This is a genomic window from Methanosarcina barkeri MS (assembly GCF_000970025.1).
Classification (GTDB): Archaea; Halobacteriota; Methanosarcinia; order Methanosarcinales; family Methanosarcinaceae; genus Methanosarcina; species Methanosarcina barkeri.
The window spans coordinates 1,963,075-1,985,363 of sequence record NZ_CP009528.1 but is presented as its reverse complement, the minus strand read 5'-3'; the positions used below and the strand labels follow the sequence as shown (position 1 = coordinate 1,985,363).

The window sequence follows — 22,289 nt, the reverse complement described above, 5'->3', positions numbered from 1 at the left end:
ATAAAGTAATATATATAAAGAGAATATACAGCTTTACTATTATAGCTTCATATTACCCTTTATACGAGCTTCATATTACCCTTTATACGAGTTACAAAAATTTACTCAGGCAACTGTAATTCCGAACGTAACAGGGTTTTCTGGATCATCAGAAATGTAGATGTATAGTGCTTCTGAAGAACTAACATCAGCTGCGTAATCTGCCTGTATTTTCTGTTCAAAAGTAAATTTATTGTCCAGAATAATTTCATACCTGTATTGTCCCAACTCGGCCTTTATTTTCGGTGAGGAAATCTTTTCCTCAGGGTCTATTGTGTAGTTTTCTTTGAACACGGATTCATTATTAAAATCAAAAATCTCAATAGACATTACATGCTTTTTGGAATCACTGTTTATGAGGAAAAATTGTAAAGGATCAATTTCCATCTTTTCCAGCCTTTCCTTTTCTTTTTTCCAATCTTGCATAAATACAATGTAAACTGTTTTGCCATTATATTTCTCATCAGTGGGTCTAATGTTATATGTCACATTCCTGGGTTTACCCAGCCCAACAGACCCACAAAAACTGTTTTTTTGTAAATATAAGTCAGCTCTACTCTCATTATACCCTACAACAGGTCCCGCATAAAAGTATTCATCTTCAGTGTATCTGGACGCCTCCTGGATTCGAATTTTATATTCTTCTCCCATTAATCTAAGAAATACATGGCCACTGTCTGCGGCTTTCCTGAGTTTATCGATATCTATGGTTACTGTTTCAAAATCATCCAAATCTTTCGAGAACTCAAGAAAACTGCTGTTGTTAACCTCTATTTTTTGAATTATATCATTGTCGTCCGGGATGTCTTTGTTGCTGGAGCCAGAATAAACAGCAAAAACGGCAATCCCCAATAAAATTAATATTGCAGCGGCTAGAATTTTAAAACGCATAGCATTGCCTCAAAATAACATTGTCTCAAAATAACATTGTCTCAAAATAACATTGTCTCAAAAGTTAATGAGTTACTCTATGTATTTGGTAGAATGTTTATCAAATTATCTAACAAAACAAAAAGAGTTAGAAAAACAAAAAATATGCTATGAAGTAACAGGAACACAAGTTAAGCGCTATTCCGCTAAAAGGCTATTTTAAAGGTTATTTTTTTCGATTTAAATTGTTAAGTAGCATTTTTCTTTTTAGGGTTTATTTCTTCAAGCCTCGGAGTACATTCTGCAGAAAACCCTTTTTTTCAAAATACTGCTGATGATACTCTTCAGCCATATAAAACTCGGAAATCGGCACAATTTCAGTTACTATTGGATTTTTGAAAACCCCTGATTTTTCAAGCTTTTCTTTTGAAGCTAACGCCGCAATTTTTTGCTTTTCATCATGGTAAAAGATAACTGATCGGTATTGTTTTCCAACATCAGGACCCTGCCTGTCCTTTGTAGTGGGGTCATGGATTTTCCAGAAGACATCAAGTAAGGTTTCATAAGACACTACTTTAGGGTCAAAAATCACACGAACTGCTTCGGCATGCCCGGTATCAAGGGTGCAGACCTGTTCATAAGTAGGACGTTCAAAATGCCCACCACTGAAGCCAACCGCAGTTGCGACCACACCTTTAACTTGTCGGAAAGCCTCTTCAATGCCCCAGAAGCAACCTGCAGCAAAGGTTGCTTTTTCCAGGCCGCTTCCGGGATTTTCGAAAAAATTAGGATTTAATTCAGTTTTTTGATTTTCTTCCACTCTTTTCCCCCCATAAGAAAATCATTTTTTTCTGTATTTTCCCATCAACTCTCCTTCAGCAATAATATGTCCTATCATTTCATTTTCAAGGTCTTTTCTTCCCGCCCCTGCTTTAAGATCCAGATTCTTGTCCAGAGCATAGACCCGGAAGAAATACCTGTGAGTGCCTGAGGGTGGGCATGGCCCTCCATATCCAATTTCCTTGAAATCGTTTAAACCCTCGACCCCAGGTATACTGTCTTCTTCTATTTTCGCCACAGGCTCTATGTTCCAGACAATCCAGTGTGTAAATGTCTTAGTGGGAGCATCAGGATCGTCTACTATGAGTACTAAACTCTCAGCCTTTTCAGGAATGCCTTCGAATTCCAGAGGCGGATTTATATTTTGTCCATCACAGGTGTACTTTTCTGGGATACTACCATTAGATGTAAATGCACTGCTAGAAACTTTTATACTTTGAATGTTCATGCTTTCATCCCCTTTACCGGTTTCGGGAAACTCCTTATTTACAGGTGCCTGGGCTTTCTCATTTTGGACGCATCCGGAAATGAAAACCATTGCTGCAAACAAGAATATCAGAACAACTGCACCGGTCTTTCTGTTCATAGATGGCACCAGCTCCTGACAGCAGGAAAACTGCTCAACACTGAAATATTAAAGTTAAAGAGATATAACTTTAAGGCTTAAAGCTAAGGCTGGACTATAATTAATTTCAAAAGACTGGTTCCTGCAGTACAGTTCGAGACCTGGTTTGAAATGCATCCTCCTTCAGTACTCAAATTTCAAGCGAGAACTCTGGCAGGTAAGAGGTTGGCCCCTCCGCTAAACTCGTCATAAAGCCTTACATTACATCTCAGAAGAAAAGCCCTGCAAGCCCGTCCCGGGATCTGCGGACCAATGCCCTGAGAGAAAAGCAGGTTCAGTCTTCCACATCAAGGGATTGAATAATATCGTGGACTGTAAGTTCTCCTTTAGCTACGCGCTGGACAAGCGGATAGATATATGAGCAATCATCCATTGCAGCCCAGCGTGCTTCTCCTACCCGTCTTACAACTTCATCCAGTATTTCACCACATTTCTTGCAGTATCTTCCTTCACTCTCTGCTCCACAGCTTTCACATTTCATAACAATTCCCCTATAATCTATGGGAACGTAGAAAATAAATAAATTATGGTGATATATGAGCATATTTATATAGTCAGAATAAATCAGAGGCAAAAAAGGTAAATCGGAATTCGGACAAAATTTTACACATAAAATGGCGCATTATTTAAAGTGGCTACTATAGGTAAATCTCATTTGAAAGGATCTGCTAATTTATGAGAACAGACAGTATAAACCACTGGGACATTGTTGCTGAAAATTATAGTGAAGAAAACGATCGGGGAAGAAATTTTCATTCTCAGATATACCTGGCTGCCGTAAATGAATTATTAGGAAACGTAAAAGGAAAACGTGTTCTTGATGCAGGATGTGGTGACGGTTTTTTTCGTTAGAACTTGCACAAAAAGGAGCGTTAGTTATAGCTGTAGATAGTTCTGAAGCTATGTTAAATATAGCAAAACGCAAGCACGTCCATGATAATCTTCAATATTATAATATGGATTTGACCAGAATGTTAACTTTTGAAGATAAGTCATTTGACATTGTTGTGGCGAATATGTTGCTAATGGATATTCCTGAGATTGAATTACTTGTTTTTGAAGTAGCCAGGGTACTGAAAAAGCCTGGGACTTTTGTTTTCTCAATTACACATCCATGCTTCTTTTTAAGTGATTGGGAAGAAAACGAAAATAGCATAAAAACATATAAAAAAATAGGAAATTATTTAGAGGAAAGGGTAGAAGAATTAAATTTCTGGGGCAAGACACTGCATTATCATAGACCTTTATCAAGGTACATGGAAGCAGTTGAAAAAGCAGGAATGTACGTGAGTTCACTTAGAGAACCGGTTCCTCCAAGAGAATTAATAGAATTGTATCCGGAGCAAGAGTATCATTGTAGAATTCCCTCATTTGTAGTAATCAGGGCAAAGAAGGTTTAAGAAAACACTCTATCACTCGCATAATAACGTTTTCGGTGTAATGTCTTGGCACAACAAGACCTAATACTAGTGCATCGATTCTCAAATACATGCATAATAGGAAAAGAATTACAGCTTATGACGCAAATATTGACACAAATATTGACACAAATATTGACACAAATATTGACACAAATATTGACACAAATATTGACACAAATATTGACACAAATATTGACACAAATATTGACACAAATATTATTTTAAAGTCACATGAAATTCTGTAACACGAAAAACGCAACAGGTCGCAGAGTGATTCGATCTGGTTTTTAAAAAATTCATTTTGGACATACTTTGGAATTAATGCACTAGTGGCTATCACGATTATAAATTTTTGAATGTAAAACACAACGTAGGTGCAGGTTGAGAAGCAGATCTACCCTGCCTTTTTGAAGTGTTTTAGGTTACGTTTGTTATTTATGAATATATCGAATAACAATTTTGGCTATTGAAATTATTAAACCTATCATAACAAGGATTGCAATGATTAGAATAGGTCCAGCGCCTACAATGCTACCAATAAGTATAAACAGGGAGTCATGGCCTGGGAAAATATAATAGGCAATGCCAATAATTAGTAATATTATTATAAATATTGTTGACAATGATTGGATTGATATCTTTTGTAACATAAGTTATCATTATTACTTGATGAGTTTTTAATCATTTAAATTTAATTCATATTTTTAACGACACGATTTCATAGTCTAGTGCATCTATTCTTAAATACGTGCATAATATGAAAATAATTACAGCTTATGACGCAAATATTAACATAAATATTATTTTAAAGTCACATGGAATTCTGTAACACGAAAAACGCAGCCGGTCACAGAGTGATTCGATCTGGTTTTCAAAAAATTCATTTTGGACATACTTTGGAATCGATGCACTAGCTTGGTACAACAGGCCTAAGGCCTAATACTTGCTCCTTTAACGTAATTTACGAAGAGTCAAGAATTGAAGACGATAATTGTATTAGTGAAAAAACATGAATTTAATTTACTTACAGGAGTGCAAGTTGAGTGGAAGTATATGGTGGCCTTCAATTTGAAATATTTAACGAAGAAGATGTTGATGTTCTTACGCCCATAATGAAAAGAGCATTTGATGAGGATACTCAAAGGCATCTAAATCAACCAACTGGGGGCCCTGATGGCTATGATAACGGAGATTTTCTACGCAAATATGCTCTGAATCCCGCATCTCAAGCATATAAGGTTTCTAAAGACGGCAAACCAATCGGTGCTGTAATAGTCTGGATAAAGGAAAACAATGTAAACTTTTTAGGGAATATTTTTCTTGATCCTGAATTCCAGGATAAAGGATTAGGGTTGATAATTTGGGAATTCATAAAATCAAAATATCCTGCTACTGTAAAATGGTACACAGATACGCCAGGTTTTTCCAGAAGAAACCATAATTTTTATGTAAATAAATGTGGATTTAAAGTTGTAAAAATTAAAAATCCCAGAGATAAATATAATGGAACCTATATCTTGGAAAAACAGATAAAATAATTATCATTGGTTGTGTTAGTTATAGTTCTAATGAATATTCAATAAAGTGTGAATTAGGCGTAATTTAAGACTGCCATATCTATGCTGTTTCTGATTTGCAAGAATAAATCCATCACGTAGTCAGGAATTCACGCAAGGTTTTTACAATATTTCAAGCATTTTTCAGGAGAATGAGTATGGATGTAAAAATGAAAGGTATCGTAAGAGTTGTGCCATACGATCCTGAGTGAAAAAACGAATTTTTGAAAAAAGCAATGATTGTTGATTGTGTTGGTGATCTTATAACTGGTGTTGAGCATGTAGGGAGCACAGCGGTTGAAGGTCTTGCTTCAAAACCTATTATCGATATTGACGTAATCATTGATTCATACGATGTGTTTCTGACTGTAAAAGACAGGCTTTCAAAAATCGGATTTGAACACGAAGGAAATTTGGGTGTTGAAGGCAGAAAGGCTTTTAAAAGAACTTTTGTAGATGATCTTATGCCTTCTTCATATGAGATTGATCAGTACACGGTCGATGTTAGCGGCCATATACGGCAGTATTAAAAAAGGCTTATTTCTTCTTTCGTTTTGATTTTATTTAAAAAATATAAATGAAAATGAATTTAATTCGTGAAAAATATTAAATCAAGTCTTTTGTTTGTAATATACTGTTTATTTAGGCCTTTTACTTTCATCGGGTTCCTCTTCTATGTTTATTTGTTCTACTGTATCTTTTTTCATTTCTTCTATTGATTCTAGTTTTTTTATTAATTCTCTTTCTTTATTATCATTCTTCACCTTTCTTGCTGGCATTTTTTCACCTCAATAGTTTATGTCTGTTAAAGTAATAAATATATTGAAATAATTATGATACAAATATACTGAAATAATTATGATATTGAGTCTTTTTGTTAATACAAACCTGCGCTTATATTAAATAGAAAATCAATATTATAAAACATTACGATATTTTTGTAAGTACTGCTTTATGTTGTCTTAACTTGCGAACAAGGAATAAAAGTTCTTTATGAGTTATTTTTTGATTTGACGTTACAATTCATGCGTTAATATGATATTACGCAGATTACTTAAATAATGGGCGGTTTCAAGCGTGAAAGAATTTCCGGACTTTATGAAAAGTAAAAGTAACCATATCAGCAGTAAAGAGCAAAATACTGAGGACATCGATGGCTATTTTTACGAAGGCACAGACGGCAGCCAGATGGCTTTCTGGACCTGCTATTCGGACAGGGTTTCTAAGAAACATATTCATGAATTTGATGAGTACATGGTTTGTGTTAGCGACCAGTATACGGCAGTATTGAATGGCGAAAAGTTTGTTCTCAATCCCGGGGACGAGTTATTTATTCCGAAGGGGACAGAACAGTGTGGAAAGTGTGTTGCGGGAACGAGAACTATTCATGCTTTTGGAGGAAAACGGATTCAGAGAGTTGAAAGGCGATTAATTTATAAAAAGTGTGGTTAGAGATCGTTCAGACGTTAGAAAAAACTAATTTTACATAAAGAATTAAACCAATCTAGAAACAGAAGCAAACATTAATTTTCACATAAGCATTTTTAAATACATTTAAATAAAGTTAGAACTGTTTTACAATTGATGGATAAAATAATTCCCTCTGCTCCTGCAAAATATCCTTTAACTAATATTCCAGAAAGTAGGGCGATTACCGTCCTTAAATATATACTGAGTGAGTATGTAAAACCAGATATTCGTGAGATGGATAAAATCCCAAATACTGATGGATATTTGGTAATTAGAAATGAAGATCATGAGCCAATTGGAAAAATAGAAGTTCAAATAAAGAAGTGTCAGATGGATTTTCAGGAGAGCCTAAATATCAATGTTCGTTAAAGTTCCTCCCATATTGTGAAAGTTGCACATCACCAGTATTTCTGATTATAGTTGATATAAAAAATGAGGTTGCCTATTGGCTCTTTATCAGCAGAGAACTCTTAACAAATTTAGCATTAAGAATCAAGCAAGGATCAGAGTCAGTAAGTGTAAAAATTCCTTTAAAGAATATCATTCGGAAAGGAAATTCAGAATATTTATTAGAGTGGCAGAAAATTATTAAAGATTACAGCAAAAAAATTTGCTATTACGATGATTTATTAGAAGAACATACAAGCCTTGAAAAAGCATATGAAATATTAAAACAAGAAAATAGTTTACTTGGCGTAGAAAAATCTGAATTCCATAATATTCATAAATTTTTAGATCGACTGAACCTATATTTGGATACAGATTTTACTATCATAAAAGAAATATATTACAAAAATTGCTGGAAATTAGTTATTGGATACAATAATTACTCAGAAAACAACATTACATATTTGCTTTATCCTATTAACTTCAATAAAAACGACTTGCAGATTAGAGAAATATCAGATAAATTGAAGGAGGATCTACGAAAAGAATTAGAGATTTGTATTGTAAAAAATATTATTTCAAAAAATCCAAGTAATAACCAACCAGAAAAATATGCAAAGGAATTAATAATCGAAAAGTAAAGGCAGTGTGCCTAATCTTCTGTAAATTTTACTCTATACCCCTGATTCTTCTTTTTTGATTACTGCTCCATTACTATATACCTGTTTCCTGTAATCCAGTCTTCATTAATGTCTATCAGTATTGAGACTACCAGTCTCAATACTGATTCCTGGTTCGGAAACGCTCCCACAACTCTGCTTCTTCTTTTTATTTCCTTGTTAGTTCTCTCCATCATATTTGTTGTCCTTATTCTTCTCCAATGACTCTGTGGAAACTGCATGTAGTTCATTACATCATACTGAAAATGTTCAAGAGTATCAGCTGCACTTTTATATCCCATATTCTCCAGTTCCCTTATCAAATCCTGTAACTTCTGACGGTCTACCAATGCTTCTTTTATTTTTTCTGATACTTCTTTCTGTTTCTTTTTTGGAACCTTTTTTAGAACTTGTCTTATCAGATGAACATGACACATCTGCCAGCTTGATCCAATAAAGGATTCTCTAAATGCTTTTCGTATCCCTTTATGACCATCAGAAACAACTAACTTGACGCCTCTTAACCCTCTTTCTTTCAGGTCTTCGAATAGATCTTCCCAGAATAGAGAGTCTTCACTGTCTGCCAATCTTACTCCAAGAATCTTACGTAAACCATCATCTCTGATTCCAGCAACTACAAAAAGAGCTTTATTTTCATAATGGAGTCAATCTCTTACTTTAAGATAAATCGCATCAACAAAAAGGTAAGGAATTTCATGTTCTATTGGCTTTGAGAGAAATTCTTCAACTTTCTCATCAAGGTCTTTAGTAATTCTGGAAACAGAAGAGGCCGAGATTCCCTCTAATCCTAAAGCAGTCATGACCTTTTCCACCCGTCGGGTGGAAGAAACACCTTGAAGGTAAGATTCCGCTACAGCAGCTAATATAGACTTTTCAACCCTGGAATATTTTTCAAATACCTGAGTTTCAAAAGGAAATTCACGGAACTGAGGCTTTAACAATTCAAGTTCTCCATATTTGGTAAGGAGAGTGCGGGATTTGTAGCCGTTTCTACTGGTTTTTCGTGAATCAGTACGCTATAACTTTGTGCACAAGATTGGAGAAGGGCTTCCTTCTCCATGACAAGATTTAAAAACCAGGTAATTAACTGGCGAATTCCATCTTCCTGATCGACAAGATAATCTTTTTGAATGAGAATACATTAATCATTGACTCTACATCCTATTTTTTGTGATGAAGAAAATGGATATAGAGTCAATCATATTTTACAGGACTTTCGCTACACTGCCCATTCTGAGAACTTCAAGTCTTTTCTGTCTTTTTCTTAGGACTGTACGCACTTGAAATTCAAAATCAATCACGGAAGAAACTGTGGATTGAAATCCTGTTTTAGACAGTTAATGGTCTACTACAGTTAGTGGTTTGATGCTGTTGATTTTTCAGTTCAACTGCATAAGTCCTACATCTGTAAGGAAATGGGATTGGAAGCAACAATTTTTATCTCATTACTCGAAAATGGGCATTTAAACTTCCCAGTAAGGAGGAACGTTATACTTTTCATATATTTTAGTCAAATCATTACGAGTTAAAGTCCACACGTTGTCGCCCAAACCTTCTGCCGCTTTGAATGCTCCTTTCTCAACTCTAAGGATATAATCACCTCGAGTTGCTTTAAGAGCTTCCCAGGGAATGGCAAATAATTTACAGGACATACCAATAAAACAATCACAAGCAAGTATTACGTATGCTATTCTTCCCCGTTCAGAGTCAATCATGACTTCTTCAATCTTTCCAAGTTCTTCATCTTTAATAGTTAAGACCTTAGATCCTTTTATTTTCGTTGTCGGCACAAAATTCATTTTCTTTGGAACGTGCAGTTCTTCATCTATTCCCATAAACTTCAACTCCTAATGTATTATTCACACTTACTGTCTTTTATTTACCTCTTTCAAAAGTACAGAGAAGCATTACATTCTTTCCGCCTGTCTTTTCTCCATTCCAGACTTAAGTATGGAAGTTTTTCTTTCTTGGTTACCCCAATGAACTATTCTATTAATATTAGTAATTCATTAATAATATACATTTCTTAAGAACTTGATGTCGTGTTCCCAGTAAAAAAACAGTGAGCAAGATAATATCTATGAATTTTCCCGAAGTGCGAGATATTTTTGAAACTGCTGTAATTCTAAAGTACAACCTGGGGTCATTAATTGATACTTTTGTACCAGTTTTCGGTGGTGAAGCATTTTGAAATAAAACCTGACTTTGACAGTATCCACTAATTGTTACTGAATATTTCCCTTCTTTTTATCCCAAATGGACTTGACAATTTGTTTAAGTTTATAAAAATTTGTTATATATTCTATGTAATTACATTCATTTTTGCTACTATTAAGCTATTTATCCAGTCAAAATTCGCAAAAATATAGTTTTTTACTCCATTTATCTTGAATTTGATTGTAAGTGTCAAATTCTTCAAGCTTTTTTAATGAATTTTGTAGATACGTGTTTTATCCCTTCAAATTCATCTCGCATCAGCGATATGAATAATTGAGCGATAAAACCAAGGATAATAGCTCCATAAATGCTATCATCCGACCACACTCTCAACGGTTTAATGTTTATTTCGTTCTTCAATGAATGGAATATTTTCTCAATAGAATCTTTTTTTCTGTATGTTATCAATGCATCTTCAAGTGTCAAATCCCTGTTTGATTTCAGACAGAAAAATCCTTCTCTCCCATTAATCAGTGAAGCTTTCAGGAGTTCAATAGCTTCCTCGTCACTAAGCTCGAAGAGCTTAGTTCTAAAAGAGTAATTAATCTCAATCAACTCATTATTTACTCTGAATCTTTTGGGAAGATTTTTTTGTTATATGGCCTTTTGAACTTATTTTTCTTCCTGTAATTTCCTCATAGCAGCTCTTGCTTTTACTTCTAACTGCTTTTTCTGTAGAGATTCAGAGAAATAAAAGTACTTAATAGTACTGAGCTTAACGATTTTTATTCCATATATACATTTTTTGGAATCAATCAATTCTGCTCTTTCCAGATCAAAGTTCTCAATTATTTTATCATCACTCTTATTCAGCTTCATGGAAGTGAGATAATCCATTTCAGCATCCAGTATAAGGTTGAGATTGTCTTTGTTATTAGCTCCTTTATCAAAAACAATAAGAGAGCCTTTTTTAAGCCTACTTTTAACCTGGTTAAAAGTATCAGAAAAGTGCTCAAGATCAAGAACGTTTCCTTTATTCACTGTAACTTCGATAGGTATGTTTATGGGATCAGCTAACTCACTAACTCCAACTGTTCTCTGCAACTTGTCAGGTCCGTGATCTCTGCTATATCCGAATTTACCAAGGTTGGCTTTAGTTCCGTGAAGAACTATACTTGTCCAATCCAGGTTTATATTCGTCTCTTCAAAACCATAAGTAGAAAAGAGAGAGTCCAGAATATCACACAGAATTTCCTCTTTGTTACGTCCCAAAAGCTCAAGAGTTCTGTAAAGAACTCTTTCGTGAAAACTTCCAAGATTTAAGATATCCAGAATCTCTTTCTGATTTAACCATTTGCCAGCTTCTTTGATACTAAAATTATCAGTTAATTTGTAGCTTAACAAACCGATTAAACTATTGAGATCAAGACCTTTACTTTTATGATTACTAAAAATATCACAGAAATTAAGCTTTTCATAAAAATATTGGACAGCAAGAATAGATCCGATAGAAACACATATATTCTTGTTAGGAATTGTAGGGAAGGCTCTCTGTTTTGTGATGTTCATTGGACCGAATTATACAAAACAGAGAGCACTTATTTTTATGTAACTGTCAAAGTCAGGATATATGCGCAATAAAAAAGTTATATTTTGGTATTAATTGTGTTCAACAATTCCTCAAGAATAGCAGTTTTATCAGGTCTTGTACCTTTTCCATCGTCTATTAAATATATTTAATATAAAATATAATCAGGCATTACAGTTAAAATTTTCCCGTTGGTTTCAAGTTCATTTGTTATTCTAATTGCATCTTTCTCCGTAATACAATTCTTTCCCAGAATATCATACCTAGTTGAATTATCTTTGTAGCTAACTAGACACCAGACAAAAGTTTTCACCTGAATGTTATATCTTTTCAGGATCTCATGAAAATTATTATCATGGACGACTTGTTCTGTTACCGGATATATAATATAATCTCCCTTTGTAAAAGAAGGTAAAGCAGAATCAGTCCAGTTTTCGTCTTTCTTTAATCCATCTCTTACTACATTCGGTAAATCATCTTTGTACACCTTTATGTAGTATTTGTAACCGCCATTATTCCAATTGCAATCCAGACTATAGTTCAATGTCATATTGTAGTTTTCAAGAACGGCTTTAGCTTCAGGCTCAGTTGTTCCATTTTCAAATTGGATGAGAAAACCAGCTATTTTCGTCTCTCTATACGTGGGAATTTGCATAAACCCATAAAATACTACAAGAATTAATAGAACGATAAAAAAGCTATTTTCTTTCTAATTTTATTCATATACTTTACCTCTAAAAAAGATGAGGAGCTTAGTTCTTCATATATATGCAATGCTTCGATACATCAGATTTCTGTACTTCATGTTCCATACACCAGCAGGTAATGGATTACCATTCACCAGCAATCTGGTTATCTAAGCTCTGTATTACTTCTTGCTGAACTTCCACCCTCCATAAAGACAGATCAAGCTTCCCAATAATCCAAAGCCTGGAGTAGAGTTATTTTTGCTCGACTCATTTCTACCTGAGCTATTACCATTATAGGATTCAGAAGTATTATTTTTTGACTTATTGAGTTCGACAGCGTTTTGTTCTTCAGATGAAGAACAGTTAGTTTTTTCAACTCCTATATCTTCAGTTGCATTGGAGGTTGCACTTGTGCTTTGATAAGTTATATTAGAATGTGTAAAAGGCACAATTATAACTCCGGTAGGGTATATTCCTGCGTTCACCGTAGCTGTAACGTTATTTGTGGTTGAATCAATTACAGAGACATTGTCGCTGTCAGCGTTTGCCACATATACCTTTTTTCCATCCGGTGTGACTGCAATTCCCATGGGCCATTCTCCTACAGGCACTTTGGCTGTGACGGTGTTTGTTTTTGTATTAATTACAGTGACACTGTTATTGTAAAAGTTTCCTAAATATACCTTACTTCCATCTGGACTGACTACAATTTCACAAGAAGAAGTTCCTACAGGCACAGTGGCTATTACAATATCTGCGGCTGTATCAATTACAGACACAGTGTTGTTGTTAGCGATATATACTTTATTTCCATCAGAAGTGACTGCAACACGCCGAGGCGAGTCTCCTACAGGCACGGTCGCTGTAACATTATCGGTGGCTTTGTCAATTACAGACACAGTGCTGCTGTTATAGTTAGGTACGTATACCTTTTTTCCGTCCGGTGTGACTACAACTTCATAAGGACTGTCTCCTACAGGTACATTGGCTGTAACTTTGTTTGTAGCCGCATCAATTACGTAAATAGTGTTGTTTCGACTGTTTGCAGCATAGATTTTTTTTCCATCCGGTGTAAATGCAACATTGTAAGTACTCGGCCCCACAATAATCGGTGCCATTAAGGTGTTTGTCGCTGTGTTAATTACAGAGATATCGGTGTAATCATGCTGTTTCGTCACATAAATTCTTGTTCCTGCAGGGTTAACTGTAATTTCCGAAGGATAGCTACTTCCGATATTCACTTTGGTATTGACCGTATTTATGGCTGTGTCAATTACATAAACAATGCAGGCGTCGTCTATAGTTGCGGACGCTACATATACCCTTGTTCCTGCAGGGTTGACTGCAACTCCTATAGGCCACCCATCGCCGAGAGGCACTCTGGCTGTAATATTGTTAGTTGCTGTGTCAATTACAGTGACACTAGGAGTAGGAACAGTACCATTATAATTCGTATCATAATAATAACCTCTCTGATTATAATCTTAGGAGTTACGCAGTTGGCTCCTAGCATATTGTTTTTTCCAAACTTTCAAATATTTGAATTAATTTAACGTGTATTGGGGATTCCTTAAGTATTCTGTCACTGCCACTCTTCTAATTTTCATAGCACTTTCAAACCAGGATATTCCACTTTTGATTCTTTGTAATTCCAGTCTAAGAAAAGCTCTTAATGAGAACATTATATGTGCTCTTTGTGATTCTTCCTTTCTTGCCTGACATTTTTCGACACCACAGAACTGTTTTATTCCCCTATGATATTCCTCAATTTTCCATGACTTCTTTGCCAAATCTTCACGTTTTGCTTCATCCATCTCTTGCACATCTGTAACCCAGTGTTGCGTGTCTCCATTTTTTGAAACTATCCTAAACACCTTTACAAATCCATATGCTTTGAGGTGAACCACACGTCCTTTTGGAGGAATATCTACTGTTTCAAGTGGCACATTTCCCTTGTTGTCAGGATTTACCAAACGATTATTTTTCAATCTTGTAAGGAAATGCCACTCTTTCTGTCTAATGGCTTTAAGGTTTTTCACACTTGCATACCATGTATCAAATAAAACGAATTTGGGATTAAAACCACGTTCTTCGGCCTTGTCAAGCATATCACGGAAATGGTCATTCTTTGTTTTGTCGTCTACATCGATGTTATAAATTCGAAAATCGATAGGTATAACGGTTGTACCGTCAGTCCAAACTAAGGTAACCAGGCCTATTCCCTTTACAGTACGATGATGTTTTCCACTCCACATACGACGAACAAAAGCAATTTCTTCTGCGTATGGTTTATCTAATGTTGAATCATCAACAATTAGGTATCCTCCCTTAAGCTTGACATAACTTTTTACTTCCTCCCATAGTGCTTCCGTGTCTGGAGGTTGCCTTTGAAGGCAACGAGTAAAAGCATCATGAGAAGGAGCATTAGCTATGTCTGGATAACATCTAGCAGCTTCAGTACAGCTAAAAACGTTAGAAGCCGCAATGAGAAAATTAATGTAGTCAATGTCGGTACACTTAGGTGGATTTATGTCCATAACTCCGTACGTTTTTAGAGAAACACTAAGCCATAAGTATATTTATAAAGATATCAAGTTTTCGGCATTTTAACTGCGTAAGTCCTAAATCTCCCAGATTTGTCACATATGCAAATGGAGCTGCACTTGCTACACCAGCCAATATTAAAATCGTAAGTGAAGTTATTCCCAAAACTCTTATGAGAGTATGCTCTCGATGTATTTTATCACATGTTATTTTTTCCATTTTAAACCCCAACTTATGGATTCATTAAAAAGCAACAACATCAGCGACTCTCTCATGGATTTCGTTCATACCAGCACACAAAAATATTGAAGAATTTCAATCCCTCATGATGTGCAGTGTTTCGATATATCAGGTTTCTTAAGTTTGTACATCAGACTTGAGAGACAATAGATCATTTTGAGAGACAATAGATCATTAATACCAGTACTTCAGGTTCTCCAAGTCTCGCATTACTTTTTCCTGAGCTTCCATCCCCCATACAGGCAGGTCAAACTTCCTAATAATCCAAAACCTGGAGTAGAATTATTTTCGCTCGATCTACCCCCATCAGATTCAGAATTATTATTGCTTGAATTATTGAGTTTCTCATTATTCTCTTCTTTAGATGTAGACAAATTAGTCTGTTCAACAGCTGAAGTCGCTTTGTCTACTGGCACAACAAGATCTTCACGCATAAACACCAAAGGAACTTCTTTAATCCCTATAGAGCTCGCTTTTGAGTCAAATATATGGTATATTTCGTCCATGAAAGGTTCTTCAACCGTTTTATTAACAGCTACTTTGAGAACGCCATCTATGGTATAACTATAATTTGTAACAGGGCCATTTGGATACATATACTCCGACATTTCCGAATTACTTTCACTGTATATTTGACCTATTACCTTATTATTTTTATATGCTGAAAATTGATAATACAATTTTTGGCCATTTATATCATAAAGTTCCAATGGTTTTGAATCAATAGTGGCTTCTGTCCAGTTTTCAAAACCTGATGTGTTAGTTGCTATAAAATGTAGCATCTGTGCATTTGCGTGCTCAAAGGCTTTCTCTGCAGTTACAGAATAATTATCCTCTTTCTGTGCACTTGCGGCCGGTATCAACACCATACCAACAGCAGAGTTGCTAAAACAAGTATACCTATTCCAATTCTATTACGCTTCATATTTATCCTCCTTATAACCCTAGGAGGCAGAATCAGGCAAGCTTAAATATGGGCAAAGCTAACATAATCACTGCCTCTTAGGGCACATTTTATGGAGTTTGGGTTACCTGGAAAGTACTTTTGAACTCCATAAACTATTACTAATACATTATATATAAACCATAAACTATTTCACCAGATCATAAAACTATCCGTTTTTCATACTTTTTTCGAATCATTAATTATTTCAGAATCTTTGATTGTCGGATGATTTGGCCAGAAAGCTCATATATAAACACATTGTCCGACTATATTCAGATATGTATATAAAAGATAAAAGAATAAAATTTGTACTCATATAAGACCATATGAGATTGAACTATGTTGAGTCTAAACTGGTATATTTCTTAACCGTAACATGGTGGTAAATAAATGCGTGATTTATGATATTAAAGAGTAAAATATTCGAAAATCAACTATATCAACAAAATTTTGCTGTATCAAGGGTGCAACAGCTTTGCAAGCTACATTTGTATCCAGATTTGGGTGATAAAAGAGATATGGAAGCATTGTTATTGTTTTATGAATATCGGAAGGCACTGTTTAAGAGGAAGTAAAAATTAGTGAACTACTGTTATGTCCTGAAATATTTTCTCAGACTCAAAACCAGTTGGAAGTCCAATACATAATACAACAGCAGGCTACTTAAAATTTAAACATTAAGTAAACTTCAATTCGTTTTGGAACTGTAGGATGATCATATAGTAGGATGGTCATATATGAGAAACATATACGAAGTTGGGACAAAACAGTAGACCACATGTATATGAGAATAACTGCAATAGAAAACTAAAAAAGGAAAATAATTTGGGATCAAACAAAATTAATGAACTGTTAATTTTGCTCTAGTTCACGTGTATGTAGAAATCTTACCAGGTATCTTGCATCTTCACTTCATGAAACCCGATGCTATTATATTTCTTACAGGTGAATGAATAAATGGGGGATTTTACATAGAGAACGTTACTTTTAAGAAAATAATGATTGCAACTGACGGCTCGGTTTGCTCAAGGCTTGCTGCCAATAAAGGGATAGAACTTGCCAGGTTAAGCGGAGGGACGGTTTACGCAGTTTATGTAATATCCACGGAGTATTTTTCTTCGATGGCTGTGGATTTTAACTGGGAGAGAATGCGTGAGGCTTTGAGAAAAGACGGATCTGACGCCGTTAATTATGTAAAAGGGATCGGAGAGATGGAAAATGTTAATGTCAAGTGTGTCCTGCTTGAAGGTCATCCTGCCTCTGAGCTGATCCGATACGCCGAAGAAGAAAAAATGGATATTATTGTTATGGGCACTCTTGGCAGAACAGGAATTGATCGGCTGCTTTTAGGCAGCGTTGCCGTAAATGTTGTACGGCACTCAAAAGTCCCTGTTATGGTTGTAAGAGAAAAAAGTAAGTCTTAAAGGAAAAGCAAGCTAATAAAAGTATAATGGAAAATCATTTTGATGTAAAACAAGTATATCGTCCAAACATTCAATAAGGGTTATTTCAATCGGACATACCAACGATTAGATTCTTTATCAACGCTTATTTTGTCTTCTCTAGCAAGCCAGCCAATAGACATCAAAGCTATTTGAGAATCAAAACCATTGTCACTTAGGTGAATCTTTATCTGGTTCAAACTGCATTCACCTTCCTCTAGCTTATGATACAACACTCCTGCAGCTTCCCCAATTTTTAAGTTCATGTTCTCTGGCATATTTATCACCAATTTCATTCTCAGAATTGTTTTACTTTAAAAAGCAGGTACTGTTTTCAGGTACTGTTTTCAGGATCATAAATTTATAAATTCTGAATAAGCAGACCTTAAATAATATGCTTGGTTAATATATTAGGTTTTTCTGTTAAGGTCTTTTCCAATAAGTAAAAATGATTTAATAGTAAAGTGAGAATTCATTTTCATTCTCACTTTCACTTGCTTCAACTTTCACTTTTACTTCCTTCAACTTTCACTTTTACTTCCTTCAACTTTCACTTTTACTTCCTTCAACTTTCACTTTTACTTCCTTCAACTTTCACTTTTACTTCCTTCAACTTTCACTTTTACTTCCTTCAACTTTCACTTTTACTTCCTTCAACTTTCACTTTTTAACTTTTGATTTTCTTTTTCACGGCTGTAGCTGTATTTTTCGGGGAGTCAGTTTCCCAGAGTTTCCTGACCTTAGCACTCCTGAGAGCTGGCATTACAGACTCAAGCTTTGCCTGCACAGCTGCAAGCATTTCCTCGTCAACTCCGGGGGGTGTTATGCCCATGAACTTCTGGGCTTTAAAGGTCTCGGTTTCTCTGGGTACTGCACGGTCGACTCCTCTCCTTACTCCAGTTTTCAGGGACTCGATTGCATCCCTCCACTGAGCAGCCCAGGGTGCATCAGGAATTTCAGTGTGGTGGACATCGGTCCTGTCCACTTTAATAGCATCTAAATGACATGCTTTTACACAGGCTCCACAATAGGTACAGAAATCCTCCTTAAAAGCAATTTTTCTTGGGTCTTCAGGATCTGTAGGCACATACCAGAGTTTGGAGGGACAGACATTGAAACAGCCGCGGCAACCCTGAGGATCGCATTCCTTCAGGTTTGTCTCAATAAGGGCCAGTCCCCCTTCCATGGGTTTTTGCAAATCTACGGCTTCATACGGACAGACGGTCTTGCAGCGAGCGCACTGTGTACACTTCAGCTCGTCTATCTTAACATTCCCCTCAACTTTCGGAGCCTCGCAGGGGCGTTCCCCTTTAACCTTTATTGCTTCTTCAGGGCAGAGGTCCTGGCAGAGTACACAATAATCACATTTATCCTCGTCTACAAGGATCTGCTCGAAAGGCACAGGATTGTCAGGTGTGGATTCACGCTCAAGCAGGATAAAGGCGTCACAGAACCGGACGCAGATTCCGCAGAAATTACACTTTTCAGTGTCAATTTCGATCTCTCCTTCTGCCCCTTCCTTTAAAGGCGCAATCTCTTCTTTTTTTGGGAAGGTGAACTCAACTTCGATCGCGTCCTGAGGGCAGGCTCCCTCACAGAGAGCGCAGGGGAGGCATTTCTCATTAATCTTAACAAAAGCATCATACTTCGGATACCGTTTCTCATCAGGAACTTCACCCACAGCCTCAAAGGTTATAGCATGCACAGGGCAGAGGTTTGAGCACATCCTGCAGAAGGTACATTTATCAAGGTCCATCATCACAGCAGGTGCATCAAGCCCGGTTGCAATCTCATGAAGTGGTCCCATTTCAAGCGCTTTTGTTGGGCAGATTTCTGCACAGATCCCACAACCATTACAGCGCTTGTAATCATAATCCAGAGTTTTGATGGATTTATCGGTTGTCTGGGTATAAATAAAATGAGAGCCCTGAAGGTCCATGCTGGTAGCAACTGTGATCTTTTCCTGGGCTTCACTCTCATCAGTCTCTGGAGCTTCAGCTTCGAGATCCTCGGCTTCAAAATCCTCGGGCTCAGTGGCTTCAGGCTCTGTAACTTCATTTTCTTCGGTCCCGCAGCAGCCTCTGCAGATGTGAGTTTCCTGTTCGGTGTGCTCCTCGCTCATTATGCCACCTCCTCAGGTTCGGCTTCGGGTTCTCCAAGCTTGAGTTCGGTTCCTATAGGCCCGATGCCTTCAAGTTCCTTTACAAATTCGGTAATTGTGTTTGAGAAACGTTCTCCTTCGGCAGCAGAGATCCATAGGGTCCTCAGCCGTCTGGGGTCAAGTCCGATTTCCTTTATAACTTCCTTTAAGACATCCATCCTCTGTTTTGCGTCAAAGTTCCCGTGGATGTAGTGACACTCGTCCATTCTGCAGCCCGCAACAAGCACTCCGTCGGCTCCGCCTTTTAAGGCTTCAAGCACGAACTCCGGATTTACCCTTGCCGAGCACATAGTACGGATAACCCTGATGTTTGTCGGGTAATGGAGCCTTGACATCCCGGTCAGGTCTGCACAGGCGTAACTGCACCAGTTGCAAAGGAAAGCCACAACGAAAGGACTCTGGGACCTGTGAGCAGTTGCAGCCCGGACCTGAGCAAGAATCTGTTCGTTTTCGAAGTTCCGCATCTGTATTGCCCCTGCAGGGCATGCAGCACTGCAGTCTCCGCAGCCGTAACATGAAACCTCGTCTACAACAGCTTTTTTATTTTCTATTTTGATTTTCCCAAATTTACATACCTCAAGACAGGTCCGGCACCCTATGCATTTTTCAGGATCAACATGGGCTCCCATAGGATCGGCTTCAAGCTCTCCTGTCCCAAGAAGCTGCATAACCTTGGACGCACATGCACTTCCCTGGGCAATCGAAACCTGGATCTCTTTAGGTCCTGAGGCGCAGCCTGCAAGGAAAACTCCGCTGACGGGGGCATCTACAGGGCGCATTTTCGGGTGGGCACTTGCAAAGAACCTGTCAGGCCGGCGGGCAAGATTTAGCATCCGGCCTATGCCTTCTGCTGATTTGCTGGGCTCGTAGCCTGTTGAAAGCACGACAAGATCACAGGCCTCTTCTTCGATCCGGGATTCAAGAGTATCTTCATAACGGAGTACAGGCCTACCGTCTTCACCTGCGTAAATTTCGGCAACTTTTCCCCGAATAAAATCAACGCCCATAGACTGCGTCCTTGTATAATATTCCTCATACATCTCCCCTGCAGCCCTGATGTCGATGTAGTGAATTGTGATCTCAGTGTCAGGATAACGTTCCTTAACCATCTGGGAATTCTTAAGTGCAGCCATGCAGCAAACCCTTGAGCAGTATTCATTGCCAACGGTTTTATCTCTTGACCCGACACATTGAATGAACGAAACGCTTTTTGGTGGTTTGCCTGTGGAAGGCACTATGACTCTTCCACCTGTTGGCCCTGCAGAGTTAAGCATGCGCTCAAGCTGCATATTTGTGATAACATCAGGATATTTCCCAAATCCGTACTCCTTTTTCCTTGATGCATCAAAGAGCTGATAACCTGTTGAAACAATAACTGCTCCGGCTTCAAACTCAATTTCTTCAGGTTTTTGTTCGTAATCCACAGCATCGGCAGGGCAGGCCTGTAAACACAGCCCGCAGCCTACACAGTGGTCAGGGTCTATGAGCACTACCTGAGGAACGGACTGGGGGATTGGCATATATATGGCTCTGGTCTTTCCAACCCCATAATTCATGGGGTTTTCGATTTCTACGGGACAAACCGCAGAGCAGAGGTCGACACAGCCTTTGCATTTGTCTTCAAGTATAAACCTGGGTTTGCGTGTGACTTTTACATGAAATTTGCCGACGGACCCGGAAATATCCGTAACTTCGGAATAGGTGTAAAGGTTAATATTCGGATGGTTCTGAACTTCCGTCATTTTAGGAGCAAGCACACAGATGGAGCAGTCGTTTGTAGGAAAGACCTCATTCATCAGGGCCATTTTGCCTCCGATTGTGGATTCTTTTTCTACCATTGTGACTGGAAAGCCGGCTTCAGCAAGGTTCAGGGCTGCTTCGATTCCGGCAACTCCTCCTCCTATAATCAGGACATTTCTGCTGGCTTTGGAACTTGTTGCACTCAGCTCCTTGAGGAATTTTGCCTTTGCGACTCCCATCCTTATAAGGTCAAAAGCCTTCTGGGTTGCCATCTGGGGGTCATCGGCGTGCACCCATGAGCACTGCTCCCTTATATTTACCATTTCCATAAGGTAAGGATTCAACCCGGCTTTTTCCATTACATGCCTGAAGGTCTTTTCATGCAACCTTGGGGAGCAGGCAGCTATTACAACCCTGTCGATTTTATTTTCTTTTATATCCTTAATGATGCCTTCCTGTCCGGAATCGGAACATAGAAACTGTACTTCCCGGGCGAGCACCACATCTTCCAGTTTAGCCGCCATTTCCTGCAGAGCTAATACATCTATTACTCCAGCAATATTTAGCCCGCAGTGGCAAATGTAGACTCCGATTCGCATAATTGGTGACTCCATAACCTGTGTTTTATGTTGAATGTTAACAATTACGTTGTGATCCGTTTTTAACATGTTTTTATAACTTGAAAGTTATAATTTCTGAGAATTTCTGGACCATAATTCAGAACCGTGTATCCAGGACATATTACCATACAGAAAAGTCAGGTTGGTACAGCTGATCAACAAAGACTTTTTTTGAACTGAGAGGGGTTTTACATTTCAAGTTCATGAATTTGCTAATACCAATTAAGTTATTACTTATCAATTAATTTGTTACTCAGTTGTGAATTAGGCACTC

At 37.3% G+C, this 22,289-nt stretch carries 21 protein-coding genes and 3 pseudogenes; 8 read left to right on the top strand and 16 right to left on the bottom strand.

What is annotated here, in order from left to right; translation table 11 throughout:
* Nucleotides 1-105 precede the first annotated feature (105 nt).
* From MSBRM_RS08070 to MSBRM_RS08055, 4 genes are all read right to left on the bottom strand, one after another.
* Nucleotides 106-930 (bottom strand): hypothetical protein, encoded by an 825-nt coding sequence (locus MSBRM_RS08070; protein WP_048118027.1) that lies wholly within the window; start codon nucleotides 928-930, stop codon nucleotides 106-108.
* 253 nt (nucleotides 931-1,183) lie between these two features.
* Nucleotides 1,184-1,729 carry a peptide-methionine (S)-S-oxide reductase MsrA gene (gene msrA / locus MSBRM_RS08065; RefSeq protein ID WP_176722140.1) on the bottom strand — a complete coding sequence of 182 codons (546 nt, stop codon included), beginning with the start codon at nucleotides 1,727-1,729 and terminating at the stop codon, nucleotides 1,184-1,186.
* A gap of 21 nt (nucleotides 1,730-1,750) precedes the next feature.
* Nucleotides 1,751-2,335, bottom strand: coding sequence for a YbhB/YbcL family Raf kinase inhibitor-like protein (locus tag MSBRM_RS08060; protein WP_048118030.1), 585 nt, complete (start codon nucleotides 2,333-2,335; stop codon nucleotides 1,751-1,753).
* 313 nt (nucleotides 2,336-2,648) lie between these two features.
* Entirely contained in the window at nucleotides 2,649-2,855 is a 207-nt protein-coding gene (locus MSBRM_RS08055; protein ID WP_048118032.1) for a hypothetical protein, read from the bottom strand.
* A gap of 194 nt (nucleotides 2,856-3,049) precedes the next feature.
* Between MSBRM_RS08055 and MSBRM_RS21200 the strand changes: the two genes are divergently transcribed.
* The 4 genes from MSBRM_RS21200 (at nucleotide 3,050) to MSBRM_RS08040 (ending at nucleotide 5,881) form a co-directional block, all read left to right on the top strand.
* Nucleotides 3,050-3,226 carry a class I SAM-dependent methyltransferase gene (locus MSBRM_RS21200; RefSeq protein ID WP_230629188.1) on the top strand — a complete coding sequence of 59 codons (177 nt, stop codon included), beginning with the start codon at nucleotides 3,050-3,052 and terminating at the stop codon, nucleotides 3,224-3,226.
* Nucleotides 3,227-3,276: 50 nt separating this feature from the next.
* Nucleotides 3,277-3,774: a class I SAM-dependent methyltransferase gene (locus MSBRM_RS08050; RefSeq protein ID WP_230629189.1), complete on the top strand. Its 498-nt coding sequence runs from the start codon at nucleotides 3,277-3,279 to the stop codon at nucleotides 3,772-3,774.
* Between the two features lie 1,064 nt (nucleotides 3,775-4,838).
* Nucleotides 4,839-5,333 carry a GNAT family N-acetyltransferase gene (locus tag MSBRM_RS08045; RefSeq protein WP_048155324.1) on the top strand — a complete coding sequence of 165 codons (495 nt, stop codon included), beginning with the start codon at nucleotides 4,839-4,841 and terminating at the stop codon, nucleotides 5,331-5,333.
* A gap of 254 nt (nucleotides 5,334-5,587) precedes the next feature.
* On the top strand, nucleotides 5,588-5,881 hold the full coding sequence (locus MSBRM_RS08040; RefSeq protein ID WP_230629190.1) for a GrpB family protein: 294 nt from the start codon (nucleotides 5,588-5,590) through the stop codon (nucleotides 5,879-5,881).
* Between the two features lie 108 nt (nucleotides 5,882-5,989).
* Here the strand turns inward: MSBRM_RS08040 and MSBRM_RS20250 are convergent, their stop codons facing one another.
* Complete coding sequence (locus MSBRM_RS20250; protein WP_155396463.1) at nucleotides 5,990-6,130, bottom strand: hypothetical protein; 141 nt, start codon at nucleotides 6,128-6,130, stop codon at nucleotides 5,990-5,992.
* Between the two features lie 298 nt (nucleotides 6,131-6,428).
* Here MSBRM_RS20250 and MSBRM_RS08035 point away from each other — a divergent pair, with 298 nt between their 5' ends.
* From MSBRM_RS08035 to MSBRM_RS08030, 3 genes are all read left to right on the top strand, one after another.
* Nucleotides 6,429-6,803, top strand: coding sequence for a cupin domain-containing protein (locus MSBRM_RS08035; RefSeq protein ID WP_048118037.1), 375 nt, complete (start codon nucleotides 6,429-6,431; stop codon nucleotides 6,801-6,803).
* Nucleotides 6,804-6,935: 132 nt separating this feature from the next.
* Nucleotides 6,936-7,190, top strand: a complete 255-nt coding sequence (locus tag MSBRM_RS20245) for a hypothetical protein (RefSeq protein WP_048118039.1) — start codon at nucleotides 6,936-6,938, stop codon at nucleotides 7,188-7,190.
* Nucleotides 7,145-7,849, top strand: coding sequence for a DUF4365 domain-containing protein (locus tag MSBRM_RS08030; RefSeq protein WP_048118041.1), 705 nt, complete (start codon nucleotides 7,145-7,147; stop codon nucleotides 7,847-7,849). The genes MSBRM_RS20245 and MSBRM_RS08030 overlap by 46 nt, the downstream gene beginning before the upstream one ends.
* Before the next feature lie 59 nt (nucleotides 7,850-7,908).
* Here the strand turns inward: MSBRM_RS08030 and MSBRM_RS08025 are convergent.
* From MSBRM_RS08025 to MSBRM_RS22055, 8 genes and pseudogenes are all read right to left on the bottom strand, one after another.
* Nucleotides 7,909-9,086, bottom strand: a pseudogene (locus tag MSBRM_RS08025) (IS256 family transposase).
* A 265-nt stretch (nucleotides 9,087-9,351) separates the two neighbouring features.
* On the bottom strand, nucleotides 9,352-9,723 hold the full coding sequence (locus MSBRM_RS08020; protein ID WP_048118042.1) for a PRC-barrel domain-containing protein: 372 nt from the start codon (nucleotides 9,721-9,723) through the stop codon (nucleotides 9,352-9,354).
* 467 nt (nucleotides 9,724-10,190) lie between these two features.
* A pseudogene (locus MSBRM_RS08015) lies at nucleotides 10,191-11,614 on the bottom strand (IS1634 family transposase).
* Nucleotides 11,615-11,781: 167 nt separating this feature from the next.
* Nucleotides 11,782-12,356: pseudogene (locus MSBRM_RS08010) on the bottom strand (UPF0228 family protein).
* A gap of 145 nt (nucleotides 12,357-12,501) precedes the next feature.
* Nucleotides 12,502-13,701, bottom strand: a complete 1,200-nt coding sequence (locus tag MSBRM_RS08005) for a beta-propeller fold lactonase family protein (RefSeq protein WP_048155319.1) — start codon at nucleotides 13,699-13,701, stop codon at nucleotides 12,502-12,504.
* 165 nt (nucleotides 13,702-13,866) lie between these two features.
* On the bottom strand, nucleotides 13,867-14,859 hold the full coding sequence (locus MSBRM_RS08000; protein WP_048155834.1) for an IS701 family transposase: 993 nt from the start codon (nucleotides 14,857-14,859) through the stop codon (nucleotides 13,867-13,869).
* A gap of 25 nt (nucleotides 14,860-14,884) precedes the next feature.
* Nucleotides 14,885-15,085 carry a hypothetical protein gene (locus tag MSBRM_RS21195; protein ID WP_048155316.1) on the bottom strand — a complete coding sequence of 67 codons (201 nt, stop codon included), beginning with the start codon at nucleotides 15,083-15,085 and terminating at the stop codon, nucleotides 14,885-14,887.
* A 230-nt stretch (nucleotides 15,086-15,315) separates the two neighbouring features.
* Complete coding sequence (locus MSBRM_RS22055) at nucleotides 15,316-15,975, bottom strand: hypothetical protein (RefSeq protein ID WP_048118047.1); 660 nt, start codon at nucleotides 15,973-15,975, stop codon at nucleotides 15,316-15,318.
* 1,075 nt (nucleotides 15,976-17,050) lie between these two features.
* Here MSBRM_RS22055 and MSBRM_RS07985 point away from each other — a divergent pair.
* The gene (locus MSBRM_RS07985) at nucleotides 17,051-17,476 is read left to right on the top strand and encodes a universal stress protein (protein WP_048155313.1); all 426 of its coding nucleotides are present in this window, start codon (nucleotides 17,051-17,053) and stop codon (nucleotides 17,474-17,476) included.
* Between the two features lie 80 nt (nucleotides 17,477-17,556).
* On the opposite strand, the gene MSBRM_RS07980 is transcribed toward MSBRM_RS07985, so the two are convergent.
* From MSBRM_RS07980 to hdrA2, 3 genes are all read right to left on the bottom strand, one after another.
* The gene (locus MSBRM_RS07980; protein WP_080941470.1) at nucleotides 17,557-17,772 is read right to left on the bottom strand and encodes a winged helix-turn-helix domain-containing protein; all 216 of its coding nucleotides are present in this window, start codon (nucleotides 17,770-17,772) and stop codon (nucleotides 17,557-17,559) included.
* Nucleotides 17,773-18,161: 389 nt separating this feature from the next.
* Nucleotides 18,162-19,616 (bottom strand): 4Fe-4S binding protein, encoded by a 1,455-nt coding sequence (locus tag MSBRM_RS07975; protein WP_048155310.1) that lies wholly within the window; start codon nucleotides 19,614-19,616, stop codon nucleotides 18,162-18,164.
* Nucleotides 19,616-21,994 (bottom strand): CoB-CoM heterodisulfide reductase HdrA2, encoded by a 2,379-nt coding sequence (hdrA2, locus tag MSBRM_RS07970; protein WP_048118056.1) that lies wholly within the window; start codon nucleotides 21,992-21,994, stop codon nucleotides 19,616-19,618. Before hdrA2 ends, MSBRM_RS07975 begins: the two co-directional genes overlap by 1 nt.
* Nucleotides 21,995-22,289: the final 295 nt, after the last annotated feature.